Annotated in this window: 23 protein-coding genes; 9 read left to right on the top strand and 14 right to left on the bottom strand. The window is 72.5% G+C overall.

The features are described 5' to 3' along the window. Window position 1: 1 nt before the first annotated feature. The gene (locus AC1DQF_RS14755; RefSeq protein WP_477525974.1) at window positions 2-409 is read right to left on the bottom strand and encodes a MerR family transcriptional regulator; all 408 of its coding nucleotides are present in this window, start codon (window positions 407-409) and stop codon (window positions 2-4) included. A 54-nt stretch (window positions 410-463) separates the two neighbouring features. On the opposite strand from AC1DQF_RS14755, the gene AC1DQF_RS14750 reads away from it, so the two are divergent. Then, window positions 464-1,288, top strand: a complete 825-nt coding sequence (locus tag AC1DQF_RS14750; RefSeq protein ID WP_477525973.1) for an NAD(P)/FAD-dependent oxidoreductase — start codon at window positions 464-466, stop codon at window positions 1,286-1,288. A 39-nt stretch (window positions 1,289-1,327) separates the two neighbouring features. Here the strand turns inward: AC1DQF_RS14750 and AC1DQF_RS14745 are convergent, their stop codons facing one another. Further along, window positions 1,328-2,221 carry an SDR family oxidoreductase gene (locus tag AC1DQF_RS14745; RefSeq protein ID WP_477525972.1) on the bottom strand — a complete coding sequence of 298 codons (894 nt, stop codon included), beginning with the start codon at window positions 2,219-2,221 and terminating at the stop codon, window positions 1,328-1,330. 262 nt (window positions 2,222-2,483) lie between these two features. Between AC1DQF_RS14745 and AC1DQF_RS14740 the strand changes: the two genes are divergently transcribed. Continuing rightward, window positions 2,484-3,116 carry a PAS and ANTAR domain-containing protein gene (locus tag AC1DQF_RS14740; RefSeq protein WP_477525971.1) on the top strand — a complete coding sequence of 211 codons (633 nt, stop codon included), beginning with the start codon at window positions 2,484-2,486 and terminating at the stop codon, window positions 3,114-3,116. Between the two features lie 141 nt (window positions 3,117-3,257). Beyond that, window positions 3,258-3,650, top strand: a complete 393-nt coding sequence (locus tag AC1DQF_RS14735) for a DUF1801 domain-containing protein (protein ID WP_477525970.1) — start codon at window positions 3,258-3,260, stop codon at window positions 3,648-3,650. A gap of 33 nt (window positions 3,651-3,683) precedes the next feature. Here AC1DQF_RS14735 and AC1DQF_RS14730 read toward each other — a convergent pair whose 3' ends face one another. After that, window positions 3,684-4,517 carry a helix-turn-helix domain-containing protein gene (locus AC1DQF_RS14730; protein WP_477525969.1) on the bottom strand — a complete coding sequence of 278 codons (834 nt, stop codon included), beginning with the start codon at window positions 4,515-4,517 and terminating at the stop codon, window positions 3,684-3,686. A 51-nt stretch (window positions 4,518-4,568) separates the two neighbouring features. Between AC1DQF_RS14730 and AC1DQF_RS14725 the strand changes: the two genes are divergently transcribed. Together AC1DQF_RS14725 and AC1DQF_RS14720 are read left to right on the top strand one after the other, a co-directional pair. Beyond that, on the top strand, window positions 4,569-5,144 hold the full coding sequence (locus AC1DQF_RS14725; RefSeq protein ID WP_477525968.1) for a TIGR03086 family metal-binding protein: 576 nt from the start codon (window positions 4,569-4,571) through the stop codon (window positions 5,142-5,144). Between the two features lie 38 nt (window positions 5,145-5,182). Continuing rightward, window positions 5,183-6,268: a DNA glycosylase AlkZ-like family protein gene (locus AC1DQF_RS14720; RefSeq protein ID WP_477525967.1), complete on the top strand. Its 1,086-nt coding sequence runs from the start codon at window positions 5,183-5,185 to the stop codon at window positions 6,266-6,268. Here AC1DQF_RS14720 and AC1DQF_RS14715 read toward each other — a convergent pair. From AC1DQF_RS14715 to AC1DQF_RS14690, 6 genes are all read right to left on the bottom strand, one after another. Continuing rightward, window positions 6,265-6,603 carry a hypothetical protein gene (locus tag AC1DQF_RS14715; protein ID WP_477525966.1) on the bottom strand — a complete coding sequence of 113 codons (339 nt, stop codon included), beginning with the start codon at window positions 6,601-6,603 and terminating at the stop codon, window positions 6,265-6,267. The two genes, AC1DQF_RS14720 and AC1DQF_RS14715, sit on opposite strands and share 4 nt — an antisense overlap. Window positions 6,604-6,627: 24 nt before the next feature. Then, on the bottom strand, window positions 6,628-7,161 hold the full coding sequence (locus tag AC1DQF_RS14710) for a HutD/Ves family protein (protein ID WP_477525965.1): 534 nt from the start codon (window positions 7,159-7,161) through the stop codon (window positions 6,628-6,630). Then, window positions 7,161-9,032 carry a translation elongation factor 4 gene (gene lepA, locus AC1DQF_RS14705; protein ID WP_477525964.1) on the bottom strand — a complete coding sequence of 624 codons (1,872 nt, stop codon included), beginning with the start codon at window positions 9,030-9,032 and terminating at the stop codon, window positions 7,161-7,163. Before lepA ends, AC1DQF_RS14710 begins: the two co-directional genes overlap by 1 nt. Before the next feature lie 18 nt (window positions 9,033-9,050). Continuing rightward, window positions 9,051-10,283 (bottom strand): RNA polymerase sigma factor, encoded by a 1,233-nt coding sequence (locus AC1DQF_RS14700; RefSeq protein ID WP_477525963.1) that lies wholly within the window; start codon window positions 10,281-10,283, stop codon window positions 9,051-9,053. A gap of 6 nt (window positions 10,284-10,289) precedes the next feature. Then, window positions 10,290-10,703 carry a YciI family protein gene (locus AC1DQF_RS14695; RefSeq protein WP_477525962.1) on the bottom strand — a complete coding sequence of 138 codons (414 nt, stop codon included), beginning with the start codon at window positions 10,701-10,703 and terminating at the stop codon, window positions 10,290-10,292. Window positions 10,704-10,806: 103 nt separating this feature from the next. Then, on the bottom strand, window positions 10,807-11,340 hold the full coding sequence (locus AC1DQF_RS14690; protein WP_477525961.1) for a GNAT family N-acetyltransferase: 534 nt from the start codon (window positions 11,338-11,340) through the stop codon (window positions 10,807-10,809). A gap of 40 nt (window positions 11,341-11,380) precedes the next feature. On the opposite strand from AC1DQF_RS14690, the gene AC1DQF_RS14685 reads away from it, so the two are divergent. The 4 genes from AC1DQF_RS14685 (at window position 11,381) to rpsT (ending at window position 14,233) form a co-directional block, all read left to right on the top strand. Beyond that, a complete protein-coding gene (locus AC1DQF_RS14685) occupies window positions 11,381-11,833 on the top strand; it encodes a hypothetical protein (RefSeq protein WP_477525960.1) in 453 nt (150 codons plus the stop codon). A gap of 18 nt (window positions 11,834-11,851) precedes the next feature. After that, window positions 11,852-12,790, top strand: a complete 939-nt coding sequence (locus tag AC1DQF_RS14680; RefSeq protein ID WP_477525959.1) for a hypothetical protein — start codon at window positions 11,852-11,854, stop codon at window positions 12,788-12,790. Beyond that, complete coding sequence (locus tag AC1DQF_RS14675) at window positions 12,787-13,770, top strand: hypothetical protein (protein WP_477525958.1); 984 nt, start codon at window positions 12,787-12,789, stop codon at window positions 13,768-13,770. Before AC1DQF_RS14680 ends, AC1DQF_RS14675 begins: the two co-directional genes overlap by 4 nt. A gap of 202 nt (window positions 13,771-13,972) precedes the next feature. Further along, complete coding sequence (rpsT, locus tag AC1DQF_RS14670; RefSeq protein ID WP_477525957.1) at window positions 13,973-14,233, top strand: 30S ribosomal protein S20; 261 nt, start codon at window positions 13,973-13,975, stop codon at window positions 14,231-14,233. Window positions 14,234-14,338: 105 nt separating this feature from the next. On the opposite strand, the gene holA is transcribed toward rpsT, so the two are convergent. The 5 genes from holA to leuS form a co-directional block, all read right to left on the bottom strand. Further along, window positions 14,339-15,325 carry a DNA polymerase III subunit delta gene (gene holA, locus AC1DQF_RS14665; protein WP_477525956.1) on the bottom strand — a complete coding sequence of 329 codons (987 nt, stop codon included), beginning with the start codon at window positions 15,323-15,325 and terminating at the stop codon, window positions 14,339-14,341. A 12-nt stretch (window positions 15,326-15,337) separates the two neighbouring features. Next, on the bottom strand, window positions 15,338-17,617 hold the full coding sequence (locus AC1DQF_RS14660; protein ID WP_477525955.1) for a ComEC/Rec2 family competence protein: 2,280 nt from the start codon (window positions 17,615-17,617) through the stop codon (window positions 15,338-15,340). Between the two features lie 4 nt (window positions 17,618-17,621). After that, window positions 17,622-18,530, bottom strand: a complete 909-nt coding sequence (locus AC1DQF_RS14655) for a ComEA family DNA-binding protein (RefSeq protein WP_477525954.1) — start codon at window positions 18,528-18,530, stop codon at window positions 17,622-17,624. A 126-nt stretch (window positions 18,531-18,656) separates the two neighbouring features. Continuing rightward, window positions 18,657-19,508, bottom strand: a complete 852-nt coding sequence (locus AC1DQF_RS14650; RefSeq protein ID WP_477525953.1) for a DegV family protein — start codon at window positions 19,506-19,508, stop codon at window positions 18,657-18,659. A 126-nt stretch (window positions 19,509-19,634) separates the two neighbouring features. Next, window positions 19,635-22,097: a leucine--tRNA ligase gene (leuS, locus tag AC1DQF_RS14645; protein WP_477525952.1), complete on the bottom strand. Its 2,463-nt coding sequence runs from the start codon at window positions 22,095-22,097 to the stop codon at window positions 19,635-19,637. Window positions 22,098-22,183 lie beyond the last annotated feature (86 nt).

Below are 22,183 nucleotides of genomic sequence, written 5' to 3'. Positions count from 1 at the left end.
GCTAGTCGAAGGCCGCCATCAGGTCGGCGAGGTGCGCCTGGAAGCGCGGGCAGGCGCTGATGTCGTGCGCCTGGCAGCGGTAGGCGTGCTCGGTCATCGCTCGCGAGATCCGCATCTGCTCCATCCGGCGGTCGAGGTCGTCGAGGTGGCCCTGGAGGACGGCGTGCCGCTCGGGCGCCCCCGCATCGAGCAGCACCGCGATCTGGTCGAGGGTCATCCCGGCGTCCTTGTTGCGCTGGATCGCGGCGACCCGGGCGATGTCGTCGCGCACGTAGCGACGCCGGTCGGCGGTGTCGCGCGCGGGCTCGAGCAGTCCCACCGACTCCCAGTGCCGCAACACGTTGGTGGGCAGTCCGAAGCGCTCGGCGACCTCGCCAACGGACCAGGTGCGAGCACGGCTTGACTTCATCCCGACATGAAGTCACAGGCTGGTGCCACCTGACAAGCCCAGCTGGAGGAAGACATGTACGACGCACTCGTGATCGGCGGTGGCCCGGCGGGCCTCCAGGCCGCCCTGACCCTCGGCCGGATGCACCGGCCCACCCTGCTGCTCGACTCCGGGGCCTACCGCAACGGCCCGGTCGACGCCATGCACAACATCGTCACCAACGACGGCCGGGACCCGGCCGAGTTCCGCGCGATCGTCCGCGGCGAGCTGGCGGCGTACGACGACGTGGAGGTCCGGGACCTCGCCGCGTCCGCGGTCGCTCGTCGTGACGACGGCAMCTTCGAGACCACCCTGGCCGACGGCTCGGTCGTCGCGTCGCGCACCGTGGTGCTGGCCACCGGGCTGCGCGACCTGATGCCCGACGTCCCCGGCTTCGCCGAGCAGTGGGGTCGCACCGTCCACGTCTGCCCGTTCTGCCACGGCCACGAGCTCGGCGGGCGGCGGGTCGCCATCCAGGACTCCCCTGCCGCCGGCCACCTCGTCCCGATGCTGACGCCCATCGCCGGCTCGCTCGAGGTCGTCCCTCCCGTGACACGTGTCGAGATGACCCCCGCGGGCCTGCGCGTGACGTCCGGGTCCGACTCGGTGGTCGTGGACGGGCTCTTCGCACACCCGGCCTGGGAGCAGGCCGCGCCGTTCGCCGCCCAGCTCGGGCTGGAGATGCGCGAGAGCGGCTGCATCGCCGTCAACGTGTTCGGCCAGACCAGCGTGCCGGGGGTGTACGCCGCCGGCGACCTCGCGCACGTCGCCGATCTTCCGATGCCGATGCCCTCGGTCCTGGCCGCGGCGTACGCCGGTCAGCTGGCCGGGGCGTCGGTGCTGCGGGACATGGTGATGTGAGAGAGGCGAGGCACTGATCCAGGCTCGTACCGCTGAGCGTCAGCGCGCGGCCCGGGCCTGCTCCTGGATCCAGTCGCTGGCCGAACGCGGAGTGATACCCCGTTCGCGCAGCGGCGCGTCGTCCCACGTGACCTCGAGCAGGTCCTGCATGAGCCCTGTGCCGAAGATCGTCGCCGTCGCGGGACTGGGACGGTCCAGGATCCTCATACCTGCTCGAGCCACGAAGCGCGGCATCCGTTGGACCTTCATCTTCCTTCCCGTCGCCCGTTCGGCGATGCCGATGGCCTCGTTGCGGCTGATCGCCTCCGGCCCGCCGAAGGTGATGATGTCGGGTGGGTCGACCTCCCCAGCGACGGCGGCGACGAGCGCGGCGACGTCTTCCGTAGCGACCCATCGCCGCTTGGTGTCGCCCCTCCCGAACACCGACACCTTGCCGCCGAGGATGTCGAACCGCCCGACGGGCGCGAGGTGGATCTCCTGGAAGGCATCCGGGCGCACGACCACTCTCCGCATGGATGACAGCGCGAGCCGCTTCTCGATCGCTTCCTTCGCGCGCTCCAGAGGCGTGCCCAGGGACGAGTCGACACCGGCGTACGACACATACACGAACCTCTCCACACCCGCGCCCTCCGCGATCTCGACGAGGGACGCCATCCCGGCCTCGTCGGCCTCCTGGATGCTGGGGTGCCTGGCGCCGGCGAGGACCCGGCCGATGGCCGTGGCCGACGCGACCACGGTGTGCGTTCCCCGGCACGCCGCCGGGAGGCTCCGGGGATCGGCGAGGTCCCCACGCACGACCTCGACCCCCGACCCGCGCAGTGCTGCGGGGTCCGCGCCGGGACGCACGAGGCAACGGACCTCATGCCCGCCGTCACGCAATCGCCTGACGATGCGACTGCCCAGGTCGCCCGTTCCACCCACCACGAGGATCATCGGGGCCCTCCCTCCGGGCCGGGCGTCGGCGGACGCCTGACCTCCAGCATGATCGCGTCACCGGCTGGGAGGCAACACCATCGGGCGTTCACGCGTCGCTCGAGCATTCCGCGTCGCCGACCCAGGGGTGGTGACAGATCCACCGTCACGGGAAAGGATGCTTGGCGGCAAGGATCTCTGTTGGGCCGGTCCCTCGCCGTCGTCGTGCTCACGCGCGTCACGGCGCGGCCTGACACCGTCAATCGAGCAGGAGTCGGACGCCGTGAACGAGTTGCACTTCGATGGCAGCCCGAACCACACCCCGGTCGGGTACTTCACGTACACGGTGCCGGATGACCACTGGTCGTGGTCCGACGGCCTCTACGAGCTGCACGGCTATGCGCCTCAGTCGGTGCCTGCGACCACCGAGCTCGTTCTTCGTCACAAGCACCCCGACGACGTGGCACGCGCCTTCGACGTCCTGGAGACCGCCATCGAGGACGCGCTGCCCTTCAGCTGCTACCACCGCATCATCGACGCCAAGGACGAGGTCCGGTACGTCCTGTCCGTCGGGCGCGGCCATCTGGGGGCCGATGGCAGGGTCGAGCAGGTCACCGGCTTCCTGGTCGACCTCACCGAGGCGGGACCGGGCTCGCAGCGAGAGGCCGAGGAGGCCCAGGTCCGGGTGGCCAAGGCCAGGTCCGCGGTGGAGCAGGCGAAGGGTGTCGTCATGGTGGCGCTCGGATGCGATGACGAGCAGGCGTTCGCCATGCTCTGCCGCTACGCCGACGACAAGGGCGTCAGGCTCCACGAGCTGGCCCAGCGCCTGGTGCAGGAGGTCAGCGCTCGTCCCTTGCCCGACTCGGACGAGTGCCGCACGCGAGCGCTAAAGCTGCTGGACCAGCTGCAACCCTGACCCGGGTCCGGAACCGAGGCATGCCCACCCGCATGGACCACCTGGCAGCCACGTCAGGTCGATCGACACCCGCCGGCGGACCGAAGAATCTGGGACCTCGGCACCCACCAGCCTCCTGCGGGCTCTGAGAGACTCGCAGGCATGTCCGACCGAGCTCATCCCGGGGTGGATGCCTATCTGGCTCGCCTGCCCGAGTGGCAGCGCGAGATCTGTCGGGAGCTCCGCGACATCATCTGGTCGACGGACCCCGAGATCGCCGAGACCATCAAGCGGACGGTCCAGCCCTACTTCGTCCTCGACGGCAACGTCTGTGCCCTGCTGGCCACCAAGGACCACATCAACCTCTTCCTCTACGACCCCACGGTCCCCGACCCGCACGGCATCATCAACCAGGGCCACGGCAACGCCACGGCCCGAGCCGTCCAGTTCTACGAGGCAGACCCGATCGACCGCGACGCCCTGACCGAGATGCTGCGCGCCATCGTCGACAACAACCGGCGTGGAGGATGGCGACGACTCACGCGAAAGACCTGAAGGGTCGGGGACCCACGCCGCCGGAGTGCCGCTTCAGGACCGCGGCTGATCGCCCAGGTACTCCCCCGGCGTCATCCCGGTGACGGTCCTGAAGTCGTGGGTGAAGTGCGCCTGGTCGGCGTACCCGAGGCGCGCGGCCATGTCGGCCAGGGACGACTCGCCCGCCTTGAGCCCCTCGACGGCGTCGTGCAGCCGCCGACGCTGGATGAGCCACTTGGGGCTCATCCCGACCCGCTGCTCGACCAGACGCTGCAGGGTCCGCTCGGTGAGGCCCACGTGCTCGGCGAGCTCGGCCACCCGCGTGACGTCGGGGTGGTCGTGCAGCCAACCGACGACCTCGTTGATCAGCAGGCCCTGCTCGTCGACCGGGAGGTACGCCGTCAGCCGCTGCTCCATCGCAGCGATCGCCGCCGCGTGGGAGTCCGGGTCGTGGGGGTCGGTGGCCATCGCCGCCCGGATCTCCGCCACCAGGGCGCCGGCGTCGAGGGAGGCCACCTCGTCCAGGTCCAGGTGGGCGTCGGTGATCGTCGCCACCGACCGGTCCAGCACGAGTCGCCCCGCGGCGGGGGTGAACATCGTGCCGACCGCCCAGCCGTCGCCCTCCAGCGTGACGCTCGACCGGCCGCGCACCACGCCGTACAGACGGGCGTAGGTGTTGCTCACGACCACGAGGCACACCGGGTGCTGGAGGGTGCTCTGCGTCGACGGCTCCGGGAGCGACCACACCGGGATCCAGTAGCGCTCCACGAGATCGACGAGCCGACCGGACGGTGCGTAGCGGTGGATGGGCGGCGACGGTCGGGTGATGCCCGTGAGGTGGGCGCGGTCGACCGGGTCGACGGGTCGTGATCTCCCGGGGTTCGGCATGTGTCGGATTATCACAAGAGCCGGGGACACCGGCGGTGCGAGCGTGGCCCCATGACCGAGACAGCTCAGCACACGACAGCACGGAACTTCATCGAGCGGGCCGACGCGTTCGCAGCCATCCTCGACGGCGTCGACGGCCGGTGGGACGTCCCCACCCCGTGCGACGAGTGGACGGTCCGCGACGTCGCGGCCCACGCCGTCGAGACGGAGCGCGACTTCCTCGCCCGCCAGGGCTACGACGTCGGTGAGGCTCCGGACGCCGCCGACCCCGCCGCCGCCTGGCGCGCCCACGCGGCCACCGTGGCCGGGATCCTCGCCCAGGACGGCGTGGCCGATCGGGAGTACGACGGCTACTTCGGCCGCACCACGATCGCCGCCACCATGGCCGACTTCTACGGCTGGGACCTCGTGCTCCACGGGTCCGACATCGCCCGGGCCACCGGCCAGGACTGGTCGGTCAGCGAGGAGGAGGCGGCTGCGCTGCACGCGACCGCCGACGGCTGGGGCGACGCGCTCTACTCCGAGGGCGTCTGTGCGCCGGCCGTGCCGGTGGCCGACGACGCGTCCCCCACCGACCGGCTCCTCGCCCGGCTCGGGCGCGACCCGCGCWGGACACCCGCCGCCTGAGGACAGGATCGGTCCGCCTCGCGCCCTAGCGTGGTCCCGTGACGTACACGTGGGAGGACCTGGCTGGACGCGCGCTGGCCCGCCAGTTCCCGGACCGGCCGGCGGACGTCGCCGGGATGCTCGACGCCGTCGGGCCGGTCCAGTCCCAGACGGCGCGCTCACCCTTCCTCGGGCTCGCCGCGCGCTTCCCCGGCCTCACGCGGGACGCGCTCAGTGCGGCGTACGAGGACGGGACGGTCGTGCGGGGCAGCACCATCCGCGGCACCGTCCACACCGCCACGCCTGCGCAGTACGCCGCCCTGGGCGCGGCGACCCGGGTCGGCCAGCGCACCCTGTGGCAGCGCCTGCTCCGGCTCGAGCGGAGCACGCTCGAGGACCTGTGGGCCGGCATCGAGGCGTTCGCCACCGACTGGCGCTCCGTCGACGAGCTGCAGGCGCACCTCCACGGTTGGCTGCTCGCCCGCGAGGGGCGCGACGAGGTCACCGATCAGCAGGTCGGCCGGTACCTGGCCTTCGGCCACGGCGGCCTCGTGCGCCGCCCGGTCAACGGGGACTGGGTCGGACAGGGCGCGCCGGTCTACCGGACGCTCCCCCCGGTCGTCGCGGCCGGCGTGGCCGACGCGCTCCTCCTCCACCTGCGCTGCCACGGCCCGGCGTCGCGCCACGACCTCGCATGGTGGTCGGGGGTGGGACTGCGCGTGGTCGACGAGCTCCTCGACGGCCTCGGCCTCGTCGGCGCGGAGGGACCCGACGGGCGTCTGTACGTCGACCTGCCGGACGCCCCGGCACCGCGGACGCTCACCGGCGTACGACTGCTGCCGGAGTTCGACGCCATGATGTGCGGCTACGAACCGGCGGCCCGGGAGCGCTTCGCCGACCCGACGCACCTGCGGCGGCTCTGGGGCGGCGCCAACGGCCTCGTGCTGCCGCCCCTGCTCGTGGACGGCCGTATCACCGGCTACTGGCGCGCCACCGGCTCGGCCCGGAGCCGACCTCTCGACGTGGTGTGGTTCGCCGGCACCCGCAAGCCCCGGAAGGCCGAGCTGGATGCGCCGGTCGCGGCACTGGAGGCAGCCCTCGCGATCACGGTCACCACGGTGACGCTCACCCGCGAGCAGGCCTAACCGCGCACTCCTCGGCGGGCCCGCCACGAGTCCGCCAGCACCTCGCCCAGCTCGTCCACGTCGAGCCGGTCGAGCCAGACCCGGACCGACGCCTTCACCGCGAAGGTGTCGACGCGGAAGAACGTGTCGCGCCGGTCGGCGAGGGCGAGCGCGGCGTCGCGCTCGAGGGTCCAGTACTGCAGCACCTCGCGTCCCTCGTCGTCACCGTCGCCGTGACGCAGCCGCGCGAACGGGTGGCGGCCCACGTCGTAGGTCGGCTCCCCCAGGTGCGACAGGCCGGGTCGCGCCCCCTCCAGCGAGGAGGCGATCCGCTCGACGTCACGCCAGGTGGCCACGTGCCCACCCTGCCCGACGCGCCCTCAGGAGCGCTGCAGGGTCACGACCGCGAGCGTGCACCGGCCGGACACCTCGCCCGGTCCGACCACCAGGTCGTACGCCGCCGCCTCCACGTCGTCCGCCTGCGCCCGGCCCTGGAGGACGAGCGCGGCCTGGTCGTCGGCGAGCGGGAGGGCCGAGCTGCGACCGAGCTCGAGCACGGTCACGAACGCGTCCACCCCCGGGTCGGCGATCACGTTGAGCACCCGCACCGGGCCCTCGGGGACCGAGGCCTCGACCGCTGCGCCGCCGTCGAAGGCGAACGGGCGTCGGGGCTCGACGAGACTCTCCGCCCCGTCCACGACGAGCCGCAGCACCGGGCCGTCCACCACGGTGAGCAGCCGCGCCTGGCCCGGGAAGGGCGAGAACGGCCCGTCTGCGTCGACGTCGGCGAGGCTGACCCGCCATGCCGCGCCGCCGCCGGCGGAGGTGTCGGAGCGCGACAGCTCGCGCGTCGTACCGCCGCCGTTGGCCCACGGCTGGGACGCGACCTCGGAGGACCGGACGACCGTGGCCACTACTTCTTCGGCTTCTCCGTCGGCTGCGTGGTGGAGAGCGCGGCCACGAAGGCCTCCGGCGGGACCTCGACGGTGCCGATGTTCTTCATCCGCTTCTTGCCCGCCTTCTGCTTCTCCAGCAGCTTGCGCTTGCGGGTGATGTCGCCGCCGTAGCACTTGGCGAGCACGTCCTTGCGGATCGCGCGGATGTTCTCGCGGGCGATCACGCGCGCGCCGATGGCGGCCTGGATCGGCACCTCGAACTGCTGGCGCGGGATGAGGTCCTTGAGCTTGCCGGCCATCATCACGCCGTAGCCGTACGCCGCGTCACGGTGCACGATCGCCGAGAACGCGTCGACCGGCTCGCCCTGGAGGAGGACGTCGACCTTCACCAGGTCGGCGGCCTGCTCGCCCGAGCGCTCGTAGTCGAGGGAGGCGTAGCCCTTGGTGCGGGACTTGAGCTGGTCGAAGAAGTCGAAGACGATCTCGCCCATGGGCAGCGTGTAGCGCATCTCCACGCGGTCCTCGGACAGGTAGTCCATGCCCTGCAGCGTGCCGCGCTTGGTCTGGCACAGCTCCATGATCGTGCCGATGTAGTCGCTGGGGCTGAGGATCGTGGCCTTGACGACGGGCTCGCGCACCTCGGCGATCTTGCCCTCGGGGTACTCGCTGGGGTTGGTCACCACCTGCTCGGTCCCGTCCTCCATCAGCACCTCGTAGACCACGTTGGGCGCGGTCGAGATGAGGTCGAGGTTGAACTCGCGCTCGAGGCGGTCGCGGGTGATCTCCATGTGCAGCAGGCCGAGGAAGCCGATGCGGAAGCCGAAGCCGAGCGCGCCCGAGGTCTCCGGCTCGAAGGTCAGCGCGGCGTCGTTGAGCTGGAGGCGCTCGAGGGCGTCGCGCAGCGTCGGGTAGTCGTCGCCGTCGATCGGGTAGAGGCCCGAGTAGACCATCGGGTTGGGGTGCTTGTAGCCGCCGAGCGCGTCGGTGGCGCCGTGGTGCTGGCTGGTGACGGTGTCACCGACCCGCGACTGGCGCACGTCCTTCACGCCGGTGATGAGGTAGCCCACCTCACCGACCCCGAGGTCGCCGGCCTTGACGGGCTCGGGGCTGATGACGCCCACCTCGAGCATCTCGTGCACGGCACCGGTCGACATCATCTTGATCCGGTCACGGTGGGTCAGCTTGCCGTCGACGACCCGGACGTAGGTGACCACGCCGCGGTAGGTGTCGTACACGGAGTCGAAGATCAGGGCCCGGGCCGGGGCGTCGGCGTCGCCGACGGGCGCGGGGGTCTGCAGGACGATCTCGTTGAGCAGGCCCGCGACGCCCACGCCGGTCTTGGCGCTGACGCGCAGCACGTCCTCGGGCTCGCAGCCGACCAGGCCGGCCAGCTCCGCGGCGTACTTGTCGACCATCGCGCCCGGCAGGTCGATCTTGTTGAGCACCGGGATGATGTGCAGGTCCGCGCCCATGGCGAGGTAGAGGTTGGCCAGCGTCTGTGCCTCGATGCCCTGGGCCGCGTCGACCAGCAGGACGGCGGCCTCGCACGCCTCGAGGGAGCGGGACACCTCGTAGGTGAAGTCCACGTGACCGGGGGTGTCGATCATGTTGAGGACGTAGGTGCCGGGCTCGGCACCCTCGTCGTTGTCGGCCGGCACCGTCCACGGCATCCGGACGGCCTGGCTCTTGATCGTGATGCCGCGCTCGCGCTCGATGTCCATCCGGTCGAGGTACTGCGCCCGGGCGGCGCGCTCGTCGACGACGCCCGTCAGCTGCAGCATCCGGTCGGCCAGCGTCGACTTGCCGTGGTCGATGTGGGCGATGATGCAGAAGTTGCGGATGATCGCCGGATCGGTCTGGCCCGGCTGCGGGGCGTTCTTGAGGGACACAGGCGACTTTCTGCACGACTACGTGAGCGGGTACGGCGGTCGCGCCATTCTTCCACGCTCCGCTCCCGGCCCACGAACCCGCGGGGACTGCACCCGCGGCTTCCGGCCCACGCCCACCCGCAGGGCTGCGGCGGTGCGGGTGAGGTGGTCGCGCTCGGGCACGCTGGTGGTGAGACCGGCCGCGCGGGCGTACGCCGCTGCCGCGTCGTCGCGGTCCCCGGCCAGCTCCAGCAGGTAGCCGCGCACGGCGTGGAACTGCGCGGTCGTGCCGGTCCCGTCCTCGAGGTCTGCGTGCTCGGCGAGCGCCACGGCCGGTCCCTGGACGTGGCCGAGGGCGACGAGACGCCCCAGTCGGGCGATGGGGTTGCCCGCGAGCGCCACCAGGTCGTCGTACCAGCCGAGGACCTGGGGCCAGTCGGTCTCCCCCCACGACGCGGCGTCGTCGTGGAGGGCGGCGATGGCGGCCTGCATCTGGAACTCCCCCGGCCTGCCCTCGGAAAGGGCCTCCTGGAGGAGCCGGACGCCGGACGCGATCTCGGCGGTGTCCCACAGGCCCCGGTCCTGGCGGTCCAGCGGCACCAGCCGGCCCTGCTGCCATCGGGCGCCGTCGCGAGCACGGTGCAGCAGCATCAGCGCCAGCAGCCCCCGCACCTCGGGCTCCGGACTCGCCAGGGTGAGCTGACGAGCGAGCCGGATGGCCTCCGCGGCGAGGTCGACCTGCCCCCGGTGGCCGGTGTGGAAGACCAGGTAGAGCACCCGCAGCACCGCGGCGAGGTCGCCCGGCCGGTCGAGCGGGACGTCGCGGATGGTGGACTTGGCCCGGCTGATCCGCTGCGCCATCGTGGCCCGGGGCACGAGGAAGGCATCGGCGACCTGCGCGGTGGAGAGGCCGCCGACCGCGCGGAGGGTGAGGGCCACCGCCGACGCCGGGGACAGCGCCGGGTGGCAGCACAGGGTGAGCAGGAGCAGTGCGTCGTCGGCGTGCTCGGTCGGTCCGGCCTCCGGCTCGTCGGCCAGCGACTCCTCGCGCCGCCGGCGGGCGGCCTCGCTGCGTCGGGCATCCACCAGCCGTCGCTGGGCCACGGTGACGAGCCACGCACGCGGGCTGGTCGGCTGCGCCTGGGGCCACACCCGGACCGCCTCGACGAGCGCGTCCTGGACGGCGTCCTCGGCCGCCGCGAAGTCCTTGCCGCGGCGGACGAGGACGCCGATCACCTGAGGCACCAGCGCCCGCAGCAGGTCCTCGTCCACCGGGGATCAGGCCTCGCCCGGGTCGCCGTCGTCCATGACCTGGCGGACCTCGATCCACTCGTGGAACGGCTTGCCGTCCTGGTCGGGGCCGGATGAGACGAAGGCCGCGATCTCGAGCGCGCGCTCGCGGGACTCGACGTCCACCATGTACCAGCCGGCGACGAGGTCGCTGGTCTCCGGGTACGGACCGTCGGTGGTCACCGGCCCGGCGCCCTCACCGCCGTACTGCACGTAGACGCGGCCCGGGTGCAGGGCCTGGCCGTCGACGAGCTCGCCGCTCTCCTCCAGCATCCGGCTGCACTCACCTAGGAAGTGCATGTGCGCGTCGACCGCCTCCGGCGTCCACCTGTCCATCGGGACGATGGGGTGGTGGTGCTCGGGGCCACCCCGGTAGTGCTTCAGCAACAAGAACCTGGGCATCTGTCTTCTCCTTGCTCGGGACCCCGGTCGGGCCCTTCACGGTGGGAACGGAGCTGATCGACCGTCCTCGACATCGGTGACACGCACGGGCACGGACGGTTGTTCAGGTCGTGGGCACCCAGTAGCGCAGCTTGATCCCCCGCCGGTCCTCGAACACCCCGCCGGCCGCCTCGATCACCTTCGCCGACGCGACGTTGTCCTCGTCGCAGGTGAGGAGCGCGGACTCGATCCCGAGGGCGTGGGCGTGCGGCAGCACGGAGCGCAGCATCGTCGTCGCGTGGCCGCGGCGCCGGGCGCTCGGGCGCACCTCGTAGCCGATGTGGCCGCCGAGCTCACGGAGCCACTCGGTGAGCTCGTGGCGCACCGAGATGCGGCCGAGGTACTCGTCGCCCTCCACGAGCCACCACGTGCTCTGCGGGACGTGGCCGGTCGGGCGTGCGGAGCCGGGCTGCGCGTCGGCGTCGAGGTAGGCCACGAAGTCGGCGAACCCCTCCTCGGTGTGCCAGCGGTCGGAGAAGAGGTCCATCCAGCGCTTGAGCATCGATCCCTCGCCGGTGCGGCCCTCGGCGACCAATTCCTCGACGGCCTCCAGGAAGGACCGGCGTACGGCGGGGGTCGGGGTGACGAGGTCAGGCATGTCGGCCATCCAACCCCGCCGAGCGGGCTACTGTCCCGCCATGACACGCACCGAGGAGGGTGGCATGCCGCCGGACGAGTGCTTCCAGCTCGACGACTCCGGGACTCCGGTGACGTGCGTGCAGCAGCCCGACGGCAGCTGGAACCCCGTATCCATGTCGACCGGGCCGGACCCGTTCGGCCTGGCGGCCGTCGGGTTCCTCGTCGTCCTGGCGCTCGGCGTGGCCACGACCGCCTGGAGGATGAACGCCGCGCGATCGATGGCGCGCAGTGCCGGTCTGGACGAGCGGGCCGCCGGACGGATGGCTCTGGTCTCCGAGGACGGCCTCACCGCGACGTACCTGGCGTCGTCCCTCCGGGGATCGGCCCAGGCGGCGCCCGCACCGCGGGACGCGGCGACGCGGCTGCGCGAGCTCGACCGCCTGCGGGCCGAGGGCCTGGTCACCGACGAGGAGCACGCCACGCGACGGGCGGCGATCCTCGACGACGTCTAGGGAGGGAGGATGTCGACCATGACTCGCGGTCCCGGCGCCTACCCCGCTCCCCCCGGAGCGACCTCCCGACGACTCGAGTGGGCCTTCCTGCCCCCGCACCTGCGCGCGTACGTCGAGCGCCGCTGCGGGTCCCCGGTGGTCGAGGCGATCTCGCAGACGTCGGGCTTCACGCCGGGATTCGCCTCGGTGCTGGTGTGCGAGGACGGGTCCCGCCACTTCGTGAAGGCGGCCTCGGTCAAGGCGCAGCGGCTGTTCGCCGACTCCTACCGCGAGGAGGGCCGCAAGCTCGGCTCCCTGCCCGCCTCGGTGCCGGCCCCTCGGTTGCTGTGGATGCTGGACGACGACTGGGTGGTGCTCGGCATCGAGCACGTCGAGGCCCGGCCGCCCCGTCGGCCGTGGCGACCGGCGGACCTCGACGCGACCCTCGATGCGCTGGAGGTGGTCGCGGGCGAGCTCACCCCCGCGCCGATGCCGCTCGACACGTTCGTGAGCGAGTTCGCACCGTTCCTCGACGGGTGGGCGCTCATCCGGTCCGCCCACGACCTGCCCCACGTGGACGACGCCGAGGCGCTCGCCCGCCGCTACGCCGAGGTCTGCGGCGGCGACACCCTGGTGCACACCGACATCCGCGCCGACAACGTGCTCGTCGACGGAGCGGGCAAGGCGTGGCTGGTCGACTGGAACTGGCCGGTCATCGGTGCAGCCTGGCTCGACTCGCTCTTCACGCTGATCGGTCCCCGCGGGGACGGGCTCGACGTCGACGCGGTGCTGGCCACGCGTCCGCTGCTGCGCAACGTCCCGGCGGAGGCGGTCGACATCGTGCTGGCCCTGGTCACGGGCTACTTCCTCTCCGCCTGCGACCAGCCCGTCCCGCCCACCTCGCCCTACCTGCGCGAGCACCAGCGCTGGCAGGGTGAGGTCTGCTGGGAGTGRCTGGCCCAGCGGCGCGGCTGGTGACCGCTCCGCGCGCCGTCGGCGTGCGGGCGGCGTACCCGGCCATCCCGGCTCACGTCCGGGCGTGGGTCGAGGCGACGCTCGGCTCACCGGTGGTCGAGGCCCGCGAGCAGGTCGGCGGCATGTCCCCCGGCTGCGCGACGCGACTCGTCTGCGCCGACGGGACCCGGGCCTTCGTCAAGGCCGTCGGCGAGGAGCTCAACCCGCACACCCCCGTGCTGTTCCGCCGGGAGGTGCTGGCGCTCGACCTGCTGGGGCGACACCCGTTGTGGGCCGGGCTGATCGCCTCGTACGACGACGACGGCTGGGTGGCCCTGCTCCTCGACGACGTCGACGGAGCACACCCCGACCTGTCCCTGGACGAGGAGATGGAGAGACTCGTCCGCCAGACCGACGAGCTGTCCGCCGTCATGAACTCTCGCGTCGACGCGCTCCCGGCATCGGCGCCCGACGGCGACCTGCAGGCGCTCTACCGACCCGGTCCCACGGACTTCGGGGCGGTGGTGGGTGGCTGGCTCGGGGCCTTCGAGCACGTCCACGAGGTGCCGCCGGACCTGCTCGCGCCCTGGGTGCTGCCCAGGATCGACCGGCTGCGCGAGGGGGTCGTCCGCCTCGCCGGCGAGACGATGGACACGGTGGTGCACTTCGACATCCGCAACGACAACCTGGTGCAGCGACCCGCGGGAGACCTGGTGTTCCTGGACTGGGGCGCGTTCGGACGGGGACCGGAGTGGCTCGACCCGCTCGTCGCACGACTGGAGCGGGTCGATCGCCCGTGGTTCGACGAGTCACTGGCCCGGTCGGCGGTGCTGCACGACGTCGGCGACGAGATGGTCACCTCCTGGCTGGTCGGGATGGGGGTGCACCTGGCGTGGCGCGCCCACACCTCCGTGGACCACAACCTGCCCACCCTGGCTGCGTTCCGTCGCACCGAGTCGCGTCGCTTCCTCGGCGCCGCGCACCGTAGGCTCGGACCGAGCTGAGCGAGTCCGATCCCGTGGAGCCTGTGCGATTTGGGCGCTCCCCCGGGCGGGCGGTAGTGTTCCTGCTTGCATGTCCGGCGCCGCCCCGCACCTCGGAACCAGATCCTGTGGGATCAGATCCCGTGGAGGGCAGTCGGCAGCCGACATCAGTCTTCTGACACCCGGCTTTCCCTGACCAGCACGAGCGAGCAAAGGTTCACCTGTGGCCAACATCAAGTCCCAGATCAAGCGCAACAAGCAGAACGAGAAGGCCCACGAGCGCAACAAGGCCGTCAAGACCGGTCTCAAGTCCGCCGTGCGCAAGTTCCGTATGGCCGCCGAGGCCGGCGACAAGGACGCCGCCCTGACCGCGGGCCGCGACGCCAGCCGCAAGCTCGACAAGGCCGTCTCCAAGGGCGTCATCCACAAGAACCAGGCCGCGAACCGCAAGTCGGCCATCGCGAAGAAGACCGCCTCGCTCTGAGCTGACCCGCTCTGCTCGACCCGTCAGGTGACACACCTGGCGGGTCGAACTCATTTGGTGGCTGGTCAGCGTGGCTGCTCGGCGTGCCTGAGTCAGCGTGCCCGATCAGCGCTGGGTGCGTAGACCCGTGACGGTGAGGACGAGCCGCTCCAGCGTGTACGACGCGTCGTGGGCCTGGCCCTTGATGTCCGCGTCGGCGGTGGCCACCGCCCGCAGTGCAGTGCCGATCGCCTCGGGGGTCCAGGCGCGGGACTGGTCGCGCACCTGCTTCACCTTCCACGGCGGGACGCCGAGGTCGCGGGCCAGGTCGTTGTCCCGGGCCCCGCGGGCCGAGCCGAGGTAGCGCGCGAGGCTGCGGGCCGAGCTGGCCATCGCCGAGGTGATGAGCACCGTGGCGGTGCCGCCGTCGAGCGCCCAGCGCAGCTCCTCGAGGGCGGCCTCCCGGCGCCCCGAGAAGGCCGCGTCGGCGACCGCGAAGGACGTGGCCTCGGCCCGGCCACCGAAGTAGCGCTTGACCTTGTCGACGCTGATCGGCTCGCCGGGGAAGTCGTTGGTGAGCTGGTGGGCTGCGGCCGCCAGCGAGCGCAGGTCCTGCCCCACCGCGGTCACCAGGAAGGCCGACGCGTCGTGCGCGATCGTCGCGCCGTGACCGGCGAACTCGGCGGTCACGAAGCCGGTCAGCTCGCTCCTCTTGATCTCCTCGGACTTGACCTCGGTGACGGCGGAGAGCTTGCGCAGCTTGGTGAGCACGCCGGATCCCTTGGGCCCGCCGCCGTGGACCAGGACGAGGGCGATGTCGTCGGCCGGGGCGCCGCAGTAGTCGAGGAGTCCGTCGACCGACTCGTCGGGCAGGTTCTCCAGGCCGCGGACGATGACGCACCGCGTGGTCGAGAACAGGGAGGGGGCGGCCATCTCCCCCAGGGTGGCGAGGGTCAGGTCGGAGGCCGTGGCCTCACCGACCTCGGCCTCGGGGTCGTGGGCCCGCACGGCGTCGCGCACCGAGCCGACGGTGCGCTCGCTGAGGAACTCCTCCTTGCCCGTCACGAGGACGACGCGACCGAGGACCTGCGCGGCGGTGGGGGTGCGACTCATGGTGGGGCAACCCTAGCCGCGGGTCCGGACACCGAGCGCACCGTCGTCGACCGTCACCAGGACGTCGCCGTCGAGGTCGGTGCGCCGCACCTGGGCTCCCGTGGCCGTGAGAGCGGCCAGCACGTCGGCGGAGGGGTGGCCGTAGTCGTTGTCGGCGCCGACCGACACCAACGCCAGTCGCGCCCGCACGCCGAGCAGGAGGTCGAGGTCCTGGTAGCGGGAACCGTGGTGCGGCACCTTCAGCACGTCGACCTGGACGCCGGCCAGCAGTCTCTCCAGCGACATCTGGGCGGACGGCTCGACGTCTCCGGTGAGCAGGATCCGCACCCCGCGCACCTCGACCAGCAGCACCACGCTGGCATCGTTGGGCGCACTCTCCTCCCCGTCCGGCTCCGGCGGGGAGCCCTCGTCCGTGGGCCAGAGCGTCTGGAGGGTGACGTCACCGACCCGCCGTGTGGCGCCGTACGACGCGACGACCGGCCGCACCCCCACCGCGGCCGCCTCCCGCTCGACGAGGGCCACCCCGGACGGAGGATCGGGCAGGCCGGTCACCTCCACGTCCCCCACCTCGCGCCCGTCGAGCACCCCGGACAGCCCGGCCACGTGGTCGTCGTGGAAGTGGGTCAGCACGACGAGCGGCACCGAGGTGATCTCGAGACGTCGCAGACAGTCATCCATGAGCACCGGGTCCGGGCCGGCGTCGACCACGACGCCGGCACCCGGTCCCGCGCGGAGCACCAGACCGTCGCCCTGGCCGACGTCGCACATCGCCAGGACCCAGTCGTCGGGCGGCCACCCCGGTGTGGGCGGCCGGGTCAGCACCGTCACGACCAGCAGCACCGAGCAGCCGATGCCCGCACCGCGGTGACGCAGCACCCGGGGTGCCACCATGACCGCCACCCCGCACAGGGCGGTCACGAGGACCAGGGCGACCGGCCCGGTCCCCCACGAGACCGACGCCGTCGGCAGGGCCGCACCGCGCTGGGCGACCACGACGATCCAACCCACCGACCAGGCGGCCGGGGCGGCCACCACCTGGCCCAGCGGGGTCCACACCAGGCCGACCAGGCCACCCGCCAGACCCAGCACCGTGGCCGGGGCGATCGCCGGCGCGGCCAGGAGGTTGGCGAGGACCGCGACCAGGCTGATCTGGCCGGACAGCGCGGTGACCACCGGGGTGCACGCGACCTGCGCCGCCAGGGGCACCGAGACCGCCTCGGCGGCCCACCGCGGGAGCCACGCCATCAGCGCGTCCCGCCAGCCCGGCGCCAGGAACAGGATGCCGCCGGTCGCCAGCACGGAGAGCGCGAAGCCGGCGGAGATGGCGAGGCCGGGCACCACGAGCAGCAGCGCCAGGACCGCGACGCCGAGGCACCTCGACCCGCGCTCGCGACCGTTGCTGCCCATCCCGACCAGCGCCACGGTGCCCATCGCCGCCGCCCGGACCACGCTCGGCTCGGTGCGGGCGATGAGCACGAAGCCGACGATGCCGGCCGCGGCGACGGCGTACGTCCAGCGGCCACGCACCCCCAGCCACCGCGCCACGATCAGCAGGAAGCCGACGAGCAGGGTGAGGTTGGTGCCGCTGACGGCCAGGAGGTGGGTCAGCCCGGTCGTGCGGAAGTCGTCGGCGAGGGCAGGGTCGAGCCCGCTGTCGTCGCCCACCACCAGGGCGGGGACCAGCTCACGGGGATGCACGGCACGCGGCGCGACGGACTCGCGGATCGAGTGCCGCACGGCGGCGGCGCCTCGCCACCAGAAGTCGGGCCCCTCCACCACCTCGGGACGCCCGCGCACGCTCAGGAGCGCGGCCGCGCCGTCGTCCGCTGGCCCCAGCCGCCCCGACACCCGGATCCGCTCCCCCAGGGCGACGCCGAGCCAGTCCTCGTCGGCCAGCACGACAACGGGGCTGCGGACGGAGTAGGCCGCACCGCGACCCGAGACGGCACGCACATCGCCCCGCACCACCACGACGTCCCCGAAGCGGCCTTCACTGACCCGGGGATCGCTGGTGACCTCCAGCTCCACCGTGACCACCGCTCGCTGGGTGGCCAGGTCGTGGACCGGGCCCACCGTGATCCCACCGGTCTGCAGGAGCGCGACGCCCGCCACGGCCGCACCGGCCAGCGCGGCGCCCACCGCGGCACCCTGCCGGCTCAGCAGGGCCGGGAGCAGGACCAGCAGCACCAGCAGCACCAGCCCGACGGTCGCCCACGGAGGCAGCACCGCGGCCGCGAGTCCACCCAGCCACGCCCCGGCGCCGAGCAACGGGGTCCGGAGGTCTCGCACCACCGGCTCAGATCGTCACGTGCGGGGCTATCTGCGCCAGGGTCGCGTCCCCAATCCCGTCCACCTCGAGGAGCTCCGCGACGGCCGAGAACCCGCCGTGCTCGTCGCGCCAGGTGACGATCGCGCCCGCCGTCACGGGTCCCACGCCGGGCAACGTCTCCAGTGTCACGGGGTCGGCGGTGTTGAGGTTGACCAGTGCCCCACTCGTGGCCGCGCCGGGGTCGCCGAGCGTCGCGGGAACCCCCGTCGGCGCGGCCACGCCGACCAGGATCTGCTCCCCGTCGACGAGAGGGCGTGCCAGGTTGAGCGCAGTCAGGTCGACGCCCCGACGTGCTCCCCCGGCCGCTTCCAGGGCGTCCACCACGCGCGAGCCCGGCGGCAGCACCGCGATCCCCGGTCGACGCACCTTGCCCGCCACGTCGACCGTGAGCCGTGCCGTCGACGGGGTTGTGGCGCCCCCCGACGCCGCACCCCCCGCCGCGGCTGGGCCCGACCCGTCCGCCGAGCCGCTCGTGCCGAAGGCCACCGAGCCGTCTGGACCGGCGGCCGGCACGTCCGCCAGGGGCTCGGAGACCGGCGTGAGCGGGGCCACCGCCACCGGCTCGRCCTGGCCGCGGATCACCAGCCAGGCCGCGACCCCGACGCCCACCGCCACCAGGACGGCGACCACCGCCAGGTGGGCGGGAGTGAGGCGCACGCGGTCGACGAGCCGTCGCGAGGCGTGGCGTCCCGGGACGGGGACCGCCGGGACCTCGGACGGCTCCTCCCAGGGGCCCGGCTCCGGCTCCTGGCGGATGCGGGTGTGCTGGTGCCCCACGACGGGGTCACCGCGCACCGACGCCAGCTCGGCGCTCAGCGTCGCCAGGCGACGCGAGACCGCCTCGGCGTGCTCGGGTGAGGGAGGGCGACGTCGCATGCCACGAACCTAGGAAGACCCGCGCACGCCCGCCACCGGCGTACGCATGCCTGTGGAGAACTCCGGTCCTGACGGCGCCCGGGACGGCTCGTGGCCCGCCCGGGAGCAGACGTCAGCGAGGAGGCGTCAGCGAGGGGCGACGCAGACCGCGACCATGCCGGGCCCGACGTGCGCGCCGAGGACGGCCCCCAGCTCGGCGCACCAGACCTCACGACCCTCGAGCTGGTCGGTGAGGCGCAGGGCCAGCTTGTCGGCCAGGGCCGCGGCCCGGTCGGGGCTGGCCAGGTGCGCGACGCACACGTCGACCGGCGACTCGCCCGCCGCCTCGACCGCGAGGTCCTCCAACCGGCTGAGGGCACGGGTCGCGGTGCGTACCCGCTCGAGGTTGGCGACCTTGCCCTCCTCGATGCACAGCAACGGCTTGACCGACAGCGCTCCACCCAGGATCGCGGCCGCGGCACCGATCCGACCGCCGCGCCGCAGGTACTCCAGGGTGTCGACGTAGAACAGCGACGACGCCCCCGCCGACCGGGCGCGGGCGACCTCCGCGGCCGCGGTGCCGCTCGCGCCGGCCGCCAGTGACTCGACCGCCGACAGCGCAGCGAAGCCCGTGGCGACCCCCACCTGCCGGGAGTCGACGCAATGCACCGTCACGTCCACCTGCTGGGCCGCGAGCTGCGCGGACTCGAACGTCCCGCTCATCTCCCCCGAGAGGTGGATCGACACGATCTCGTCGGCCCCCTCACGCGCGAGCCGCTCGTAGACCTCGACCAGCGAGGCCGGCGACGGCCGTGACGTGCTGACCGGTACGAAGTCGCGCAGGGCCTGCGCCACCAGGTCGGGAGTCGCCCCGTCCGAGCCCTCGTCGTACACCTGCGCACCGATGACGACCTGCAGCGGCACCACCACGATGCCCCGCTCCTCGGCCAGGTCGGCCGGGAGCGTGGCGGTCGAGTCGGTGACCACGACGACGGACATGGAGGAAGGCTAGTCGCTGGCCGCAGGCCCGGAGGTTGACGCGCGCTCCAGTGGGTTCGCGCACGCTGCGACACGCGCCCACCCACCGAATCACCGGGCAGCCGGTGATCGCACGAGGCGCACCCCTCAGACGACGATGCTCACCAGCTTGGGCGCGCGCACGACCACCTTGCGGACCTCACGTCCGTCGATGGCGCGTACGACGCCTTCGTCGGCCATCGCGGCCGCCTCCAGGTCCGCTTCGGTGATGTCCGGCGAGACCTCCAGGCGGGCCTTGACCTTGCCCTGGACCTGCACGACGGCCGTGACCGACTCCTCGACCAGCAGCGCGTCGTCGACGACCGGCCACCCGGCACGGGCGACGGTGGGCTGGTGGCCCAGCCGCTCCCACATCTCCTCCGCGGTGTAGGGCGCGACCAGCGACAGCAGGATCGCCACCGCCTCCACGGCCTCGCGCACGGCCGGGTCGGACCCGCCGGGACCGGAGTCGATCGCCTTGCGGGTCGCGTTGACCAGCTCCATGGTGCGCGCCACCATCACGTTGAAGCGGTGGGCCTCGACCAGGGTCGCGGCGTCGTGCACCGTCTTGTGGGTGACCCGGCGCAGGGCCACGTCACCACCGGCCGGGTCGACCCCGGGCTCGCTGGTCACGTCGCCGCTCAGGCGCCACGCGCGCTGCAGGAAGCGCACCGAGCCGCCGGGCGAGACGTCCGCCCAGTCGATGTTGTCCTCGGGCGGGCTCGCGAAGACCAGCGTCAGGCGGACGGCGTCGACCCCGAACTCCGCCAGCTGGTCGCCCAGGTTGACGCCGTTGCCCAGCGACTTGCTCATCTTGCGCCCGTTGTTGACGACCTTGCCCTGCGACAGGTAGGCCGAGAAGGGCTCGTCCCAGCCGACCAGGCCCATGTCGCGCAGCGCCTTGGTGAAGAAGCGGGCGTACAGCAGGTGCAGGACGGCGTGCTCGTCCCCCCCGACGTACAGGTCGACGGGTCCCCACGCGTCGGCCAGGCCCCGGTCGAAGGCCTGGGTGTCGTCGTGCGGGGAGACGTAGCGGAAGAAGTACCAGGACGAGTCCACGAACGTGTCCATGGTGTCGGTGTCGCGCGTGGCCGGCCCCCCGCAGGTGGGGCAGGAGACGTTGACCCACTCGGCCGCGCCGCCCAGGGGCGAGGTGCCCTTGGGCTTCAGGTCGGCACCGCGCAGCTCCGGCAGCTCGACGGGCAGCTGGTCCTCGGGGACCGGCACCTCGCCGTCGACCGGGCAGTGGATGATCGGGATCGGCGCGCCCCAGTAGCGCTGGCGCGACAGCAGCCAGTCGCGCAGCCGGAAGTTGACCGTCCCGCGGCCCAGTCCCTGGCCCTCCAGGTAGGCGATGGTCGTCGACTTGGCCTCGGCGACCCCCATGCCGGACAGGTCGATCGCCTCGTTGGCCGAGTTGATCGCGGGGCCGTCACCGGTGAAGGCGTCGCCGTCGAAGTCGGCGGGCGGCTCGACGGTGCGCACGATGGGCAGGTCGAAGGCCTGCGCGAAGTCCCAGTCGCGCTGGTCCTGGCCGGGCACGGCCATGATCGCGCCGGTGCCGTAGTCGGCCAGCACGTAGTCGGCGGCGTACACCGGGATCCGGGTGCCGGTCAGCGGGTTGGTGGCGTGCACGCCCAGGAAGACGCCGGTCTTGGGGCGGTCGGTCGACAGCCGGTTGATCTCGGTCTCCTTGCGGACCTCGACCAGGTAGTCGTCCAGCGCGCCCCGCTGCTCGTCGGTCACCAGCTCGGAGGCCAGCGCCGCGTCGGCGGCGACCACCATGAACGTCGCGCCGAACAGCGTGTCGGGACGCGTCGTGTAGACGGTCAGCGGCTCCTCGCGGCCCTCGACGACGAAGTCCACGTGCGCGCCCTCGGAGCGGCCGATCCAGTTGCGCTGGGAGTTGACCACCTTGTCCGACCACGTCGGCTGCAGGTCGTCCAGGCCGTCCAGCAGCTCCTGGGCGTACGCCGTCGTGCGGAAGTACCACTGGGTCAGCTCACGCTTGGTGACCTCGGCGCCACAGCGCTCGCAGGCGCCGTCGACGACCTGCTCGTTGGCCAGCACGGTCTGGTCGTTGGGGCACCAGTTGACCGGGCTGTTCTTGCGGTAGGCCAGCCCCTTCTCGTGGAACTTCAGGAACAGCCACTGGGTCCACCGGTAGTACGACGGGTCCGAGGTGTTGAACCGCCGCGACCAGTCGAAGCTCACGCCGTAGCGCTGGAAGGACTCCAGCTGGGTGGCGATGTTGCCGTAGGTGTAGTCGGCCGGGTGCGCGTCGTTGCGGATCGCGGCGTTCTCGGCGGGCAGCCCGAAGGAGTCCCAGCCCATCGGGTTCAGGACCTCGTAGCCCCGCTGCCACCAGTAGCGCGCGACGACGTCGTGCAGGGCGGTCACCTCCGCGTGGCCCATGTGCAGGTCACCGCTCGGGTAGGGGAACATCGTGAGCGCGTACTTCTTCTCGCGGGGACTGTCGTCGTCGGCCCGGAAGGGCTGCAGGTCGTCCCACACCGCGCGCCACTTGGTCTCGGTGGCCTCGGTGTCGTAGGTCTCGCGCTCGTCGCTCATCGTGTGTTCCTTCGTGTCGTCCGTGCGGTGGTGCTGCTCCTCGGCCGGCCCCGACCGGGTCCGGGCATGAAAAAACCCCTGAGGGG

Source organism: Nocardioides sp. P4_G4, from assembly GCF_056401085.1.
Note: the sequence above shows the minus strand (reverse complement) of the source record. Positions and strands in the feature narration are given on the sequence as shown.

Excerpts from the sequence above, each read along its gene's own strand:
- AC1DQF_RS14755 (WP_477525974.1), bottom strand. The coding sequence starts at position 409 with ATGAAGTCAAGCCGTGCTCGCACCTGGTCCGTTGGCGAGGTCGCCGAG.
- AC1DQF_RS14745 (WP_477525972.1), bottom strand. The coding sequence starts at position 2,221 with ATGATCCTCGTGGTGGGTGGAACGGGCGACCTGGGCAGTCGCATCGTC.
- AC1DQF_RS14735 (WP_477525970.1), top strand. The coding sequence starts at position 3,258 with ATGTCCGACCGAGCTCATCCCGGGGTGGATGCCTATCTGGCTCGCCTG.
- AC1DQF_RS14730 (WP_477525969.1), bottom strand. The coding sequence starts at position 4,517 with ATGCCGAACCCCGGGAGATCACGACCCGTCGACCCGGTCGACCGCGCC.
- AC1DQF_RS14695 (WP_477525962.1), bottom strand. The coding sequence starts at position 10,703 with ATGCCCAGGTTCTTGTTGCTGAAGCACTACCGGGGTGGCCCCGAGCAC.
- AC1DQF_RS14690 (WP_477525961.1), bottom strand. The coding sequence starts at position 11,340 with ATGCCTGACCTCGTCACCCCGACCCCCGCCGTACGCCGGTCCTTCCTG.
- AC1DQF_RS14685 (WP_477525960.1), top strand. The coding sequence starts at position 11,381 with ATGACACGCACCGAGGAGGGTGGCATGCCGCCGGACGAGTGCTTCCAG.
- holA (WP_477525956.1), bottom strand. The coding sequence starts at position 15,325 with ATGAGTCGCACCCCCACCGCCGCGCAGGTCCTCGGTCGCGTCGTCCTC.
- AC1DQF_RS14650 (WP_477525953.1), bottom strand. The coding sequence starts at position 19,508 with ATGTCCGTCGTCGTGGTCACCGACTCGACCGCCACGCTCCCGGCCGAC.
- leuS (WP_477525952.1), bottom strand. The coding sequence starts at position 22,097 with ATGAGCGACGAGCGCGAGACCTACGACACCGAGGCCACCGAGACCAAG.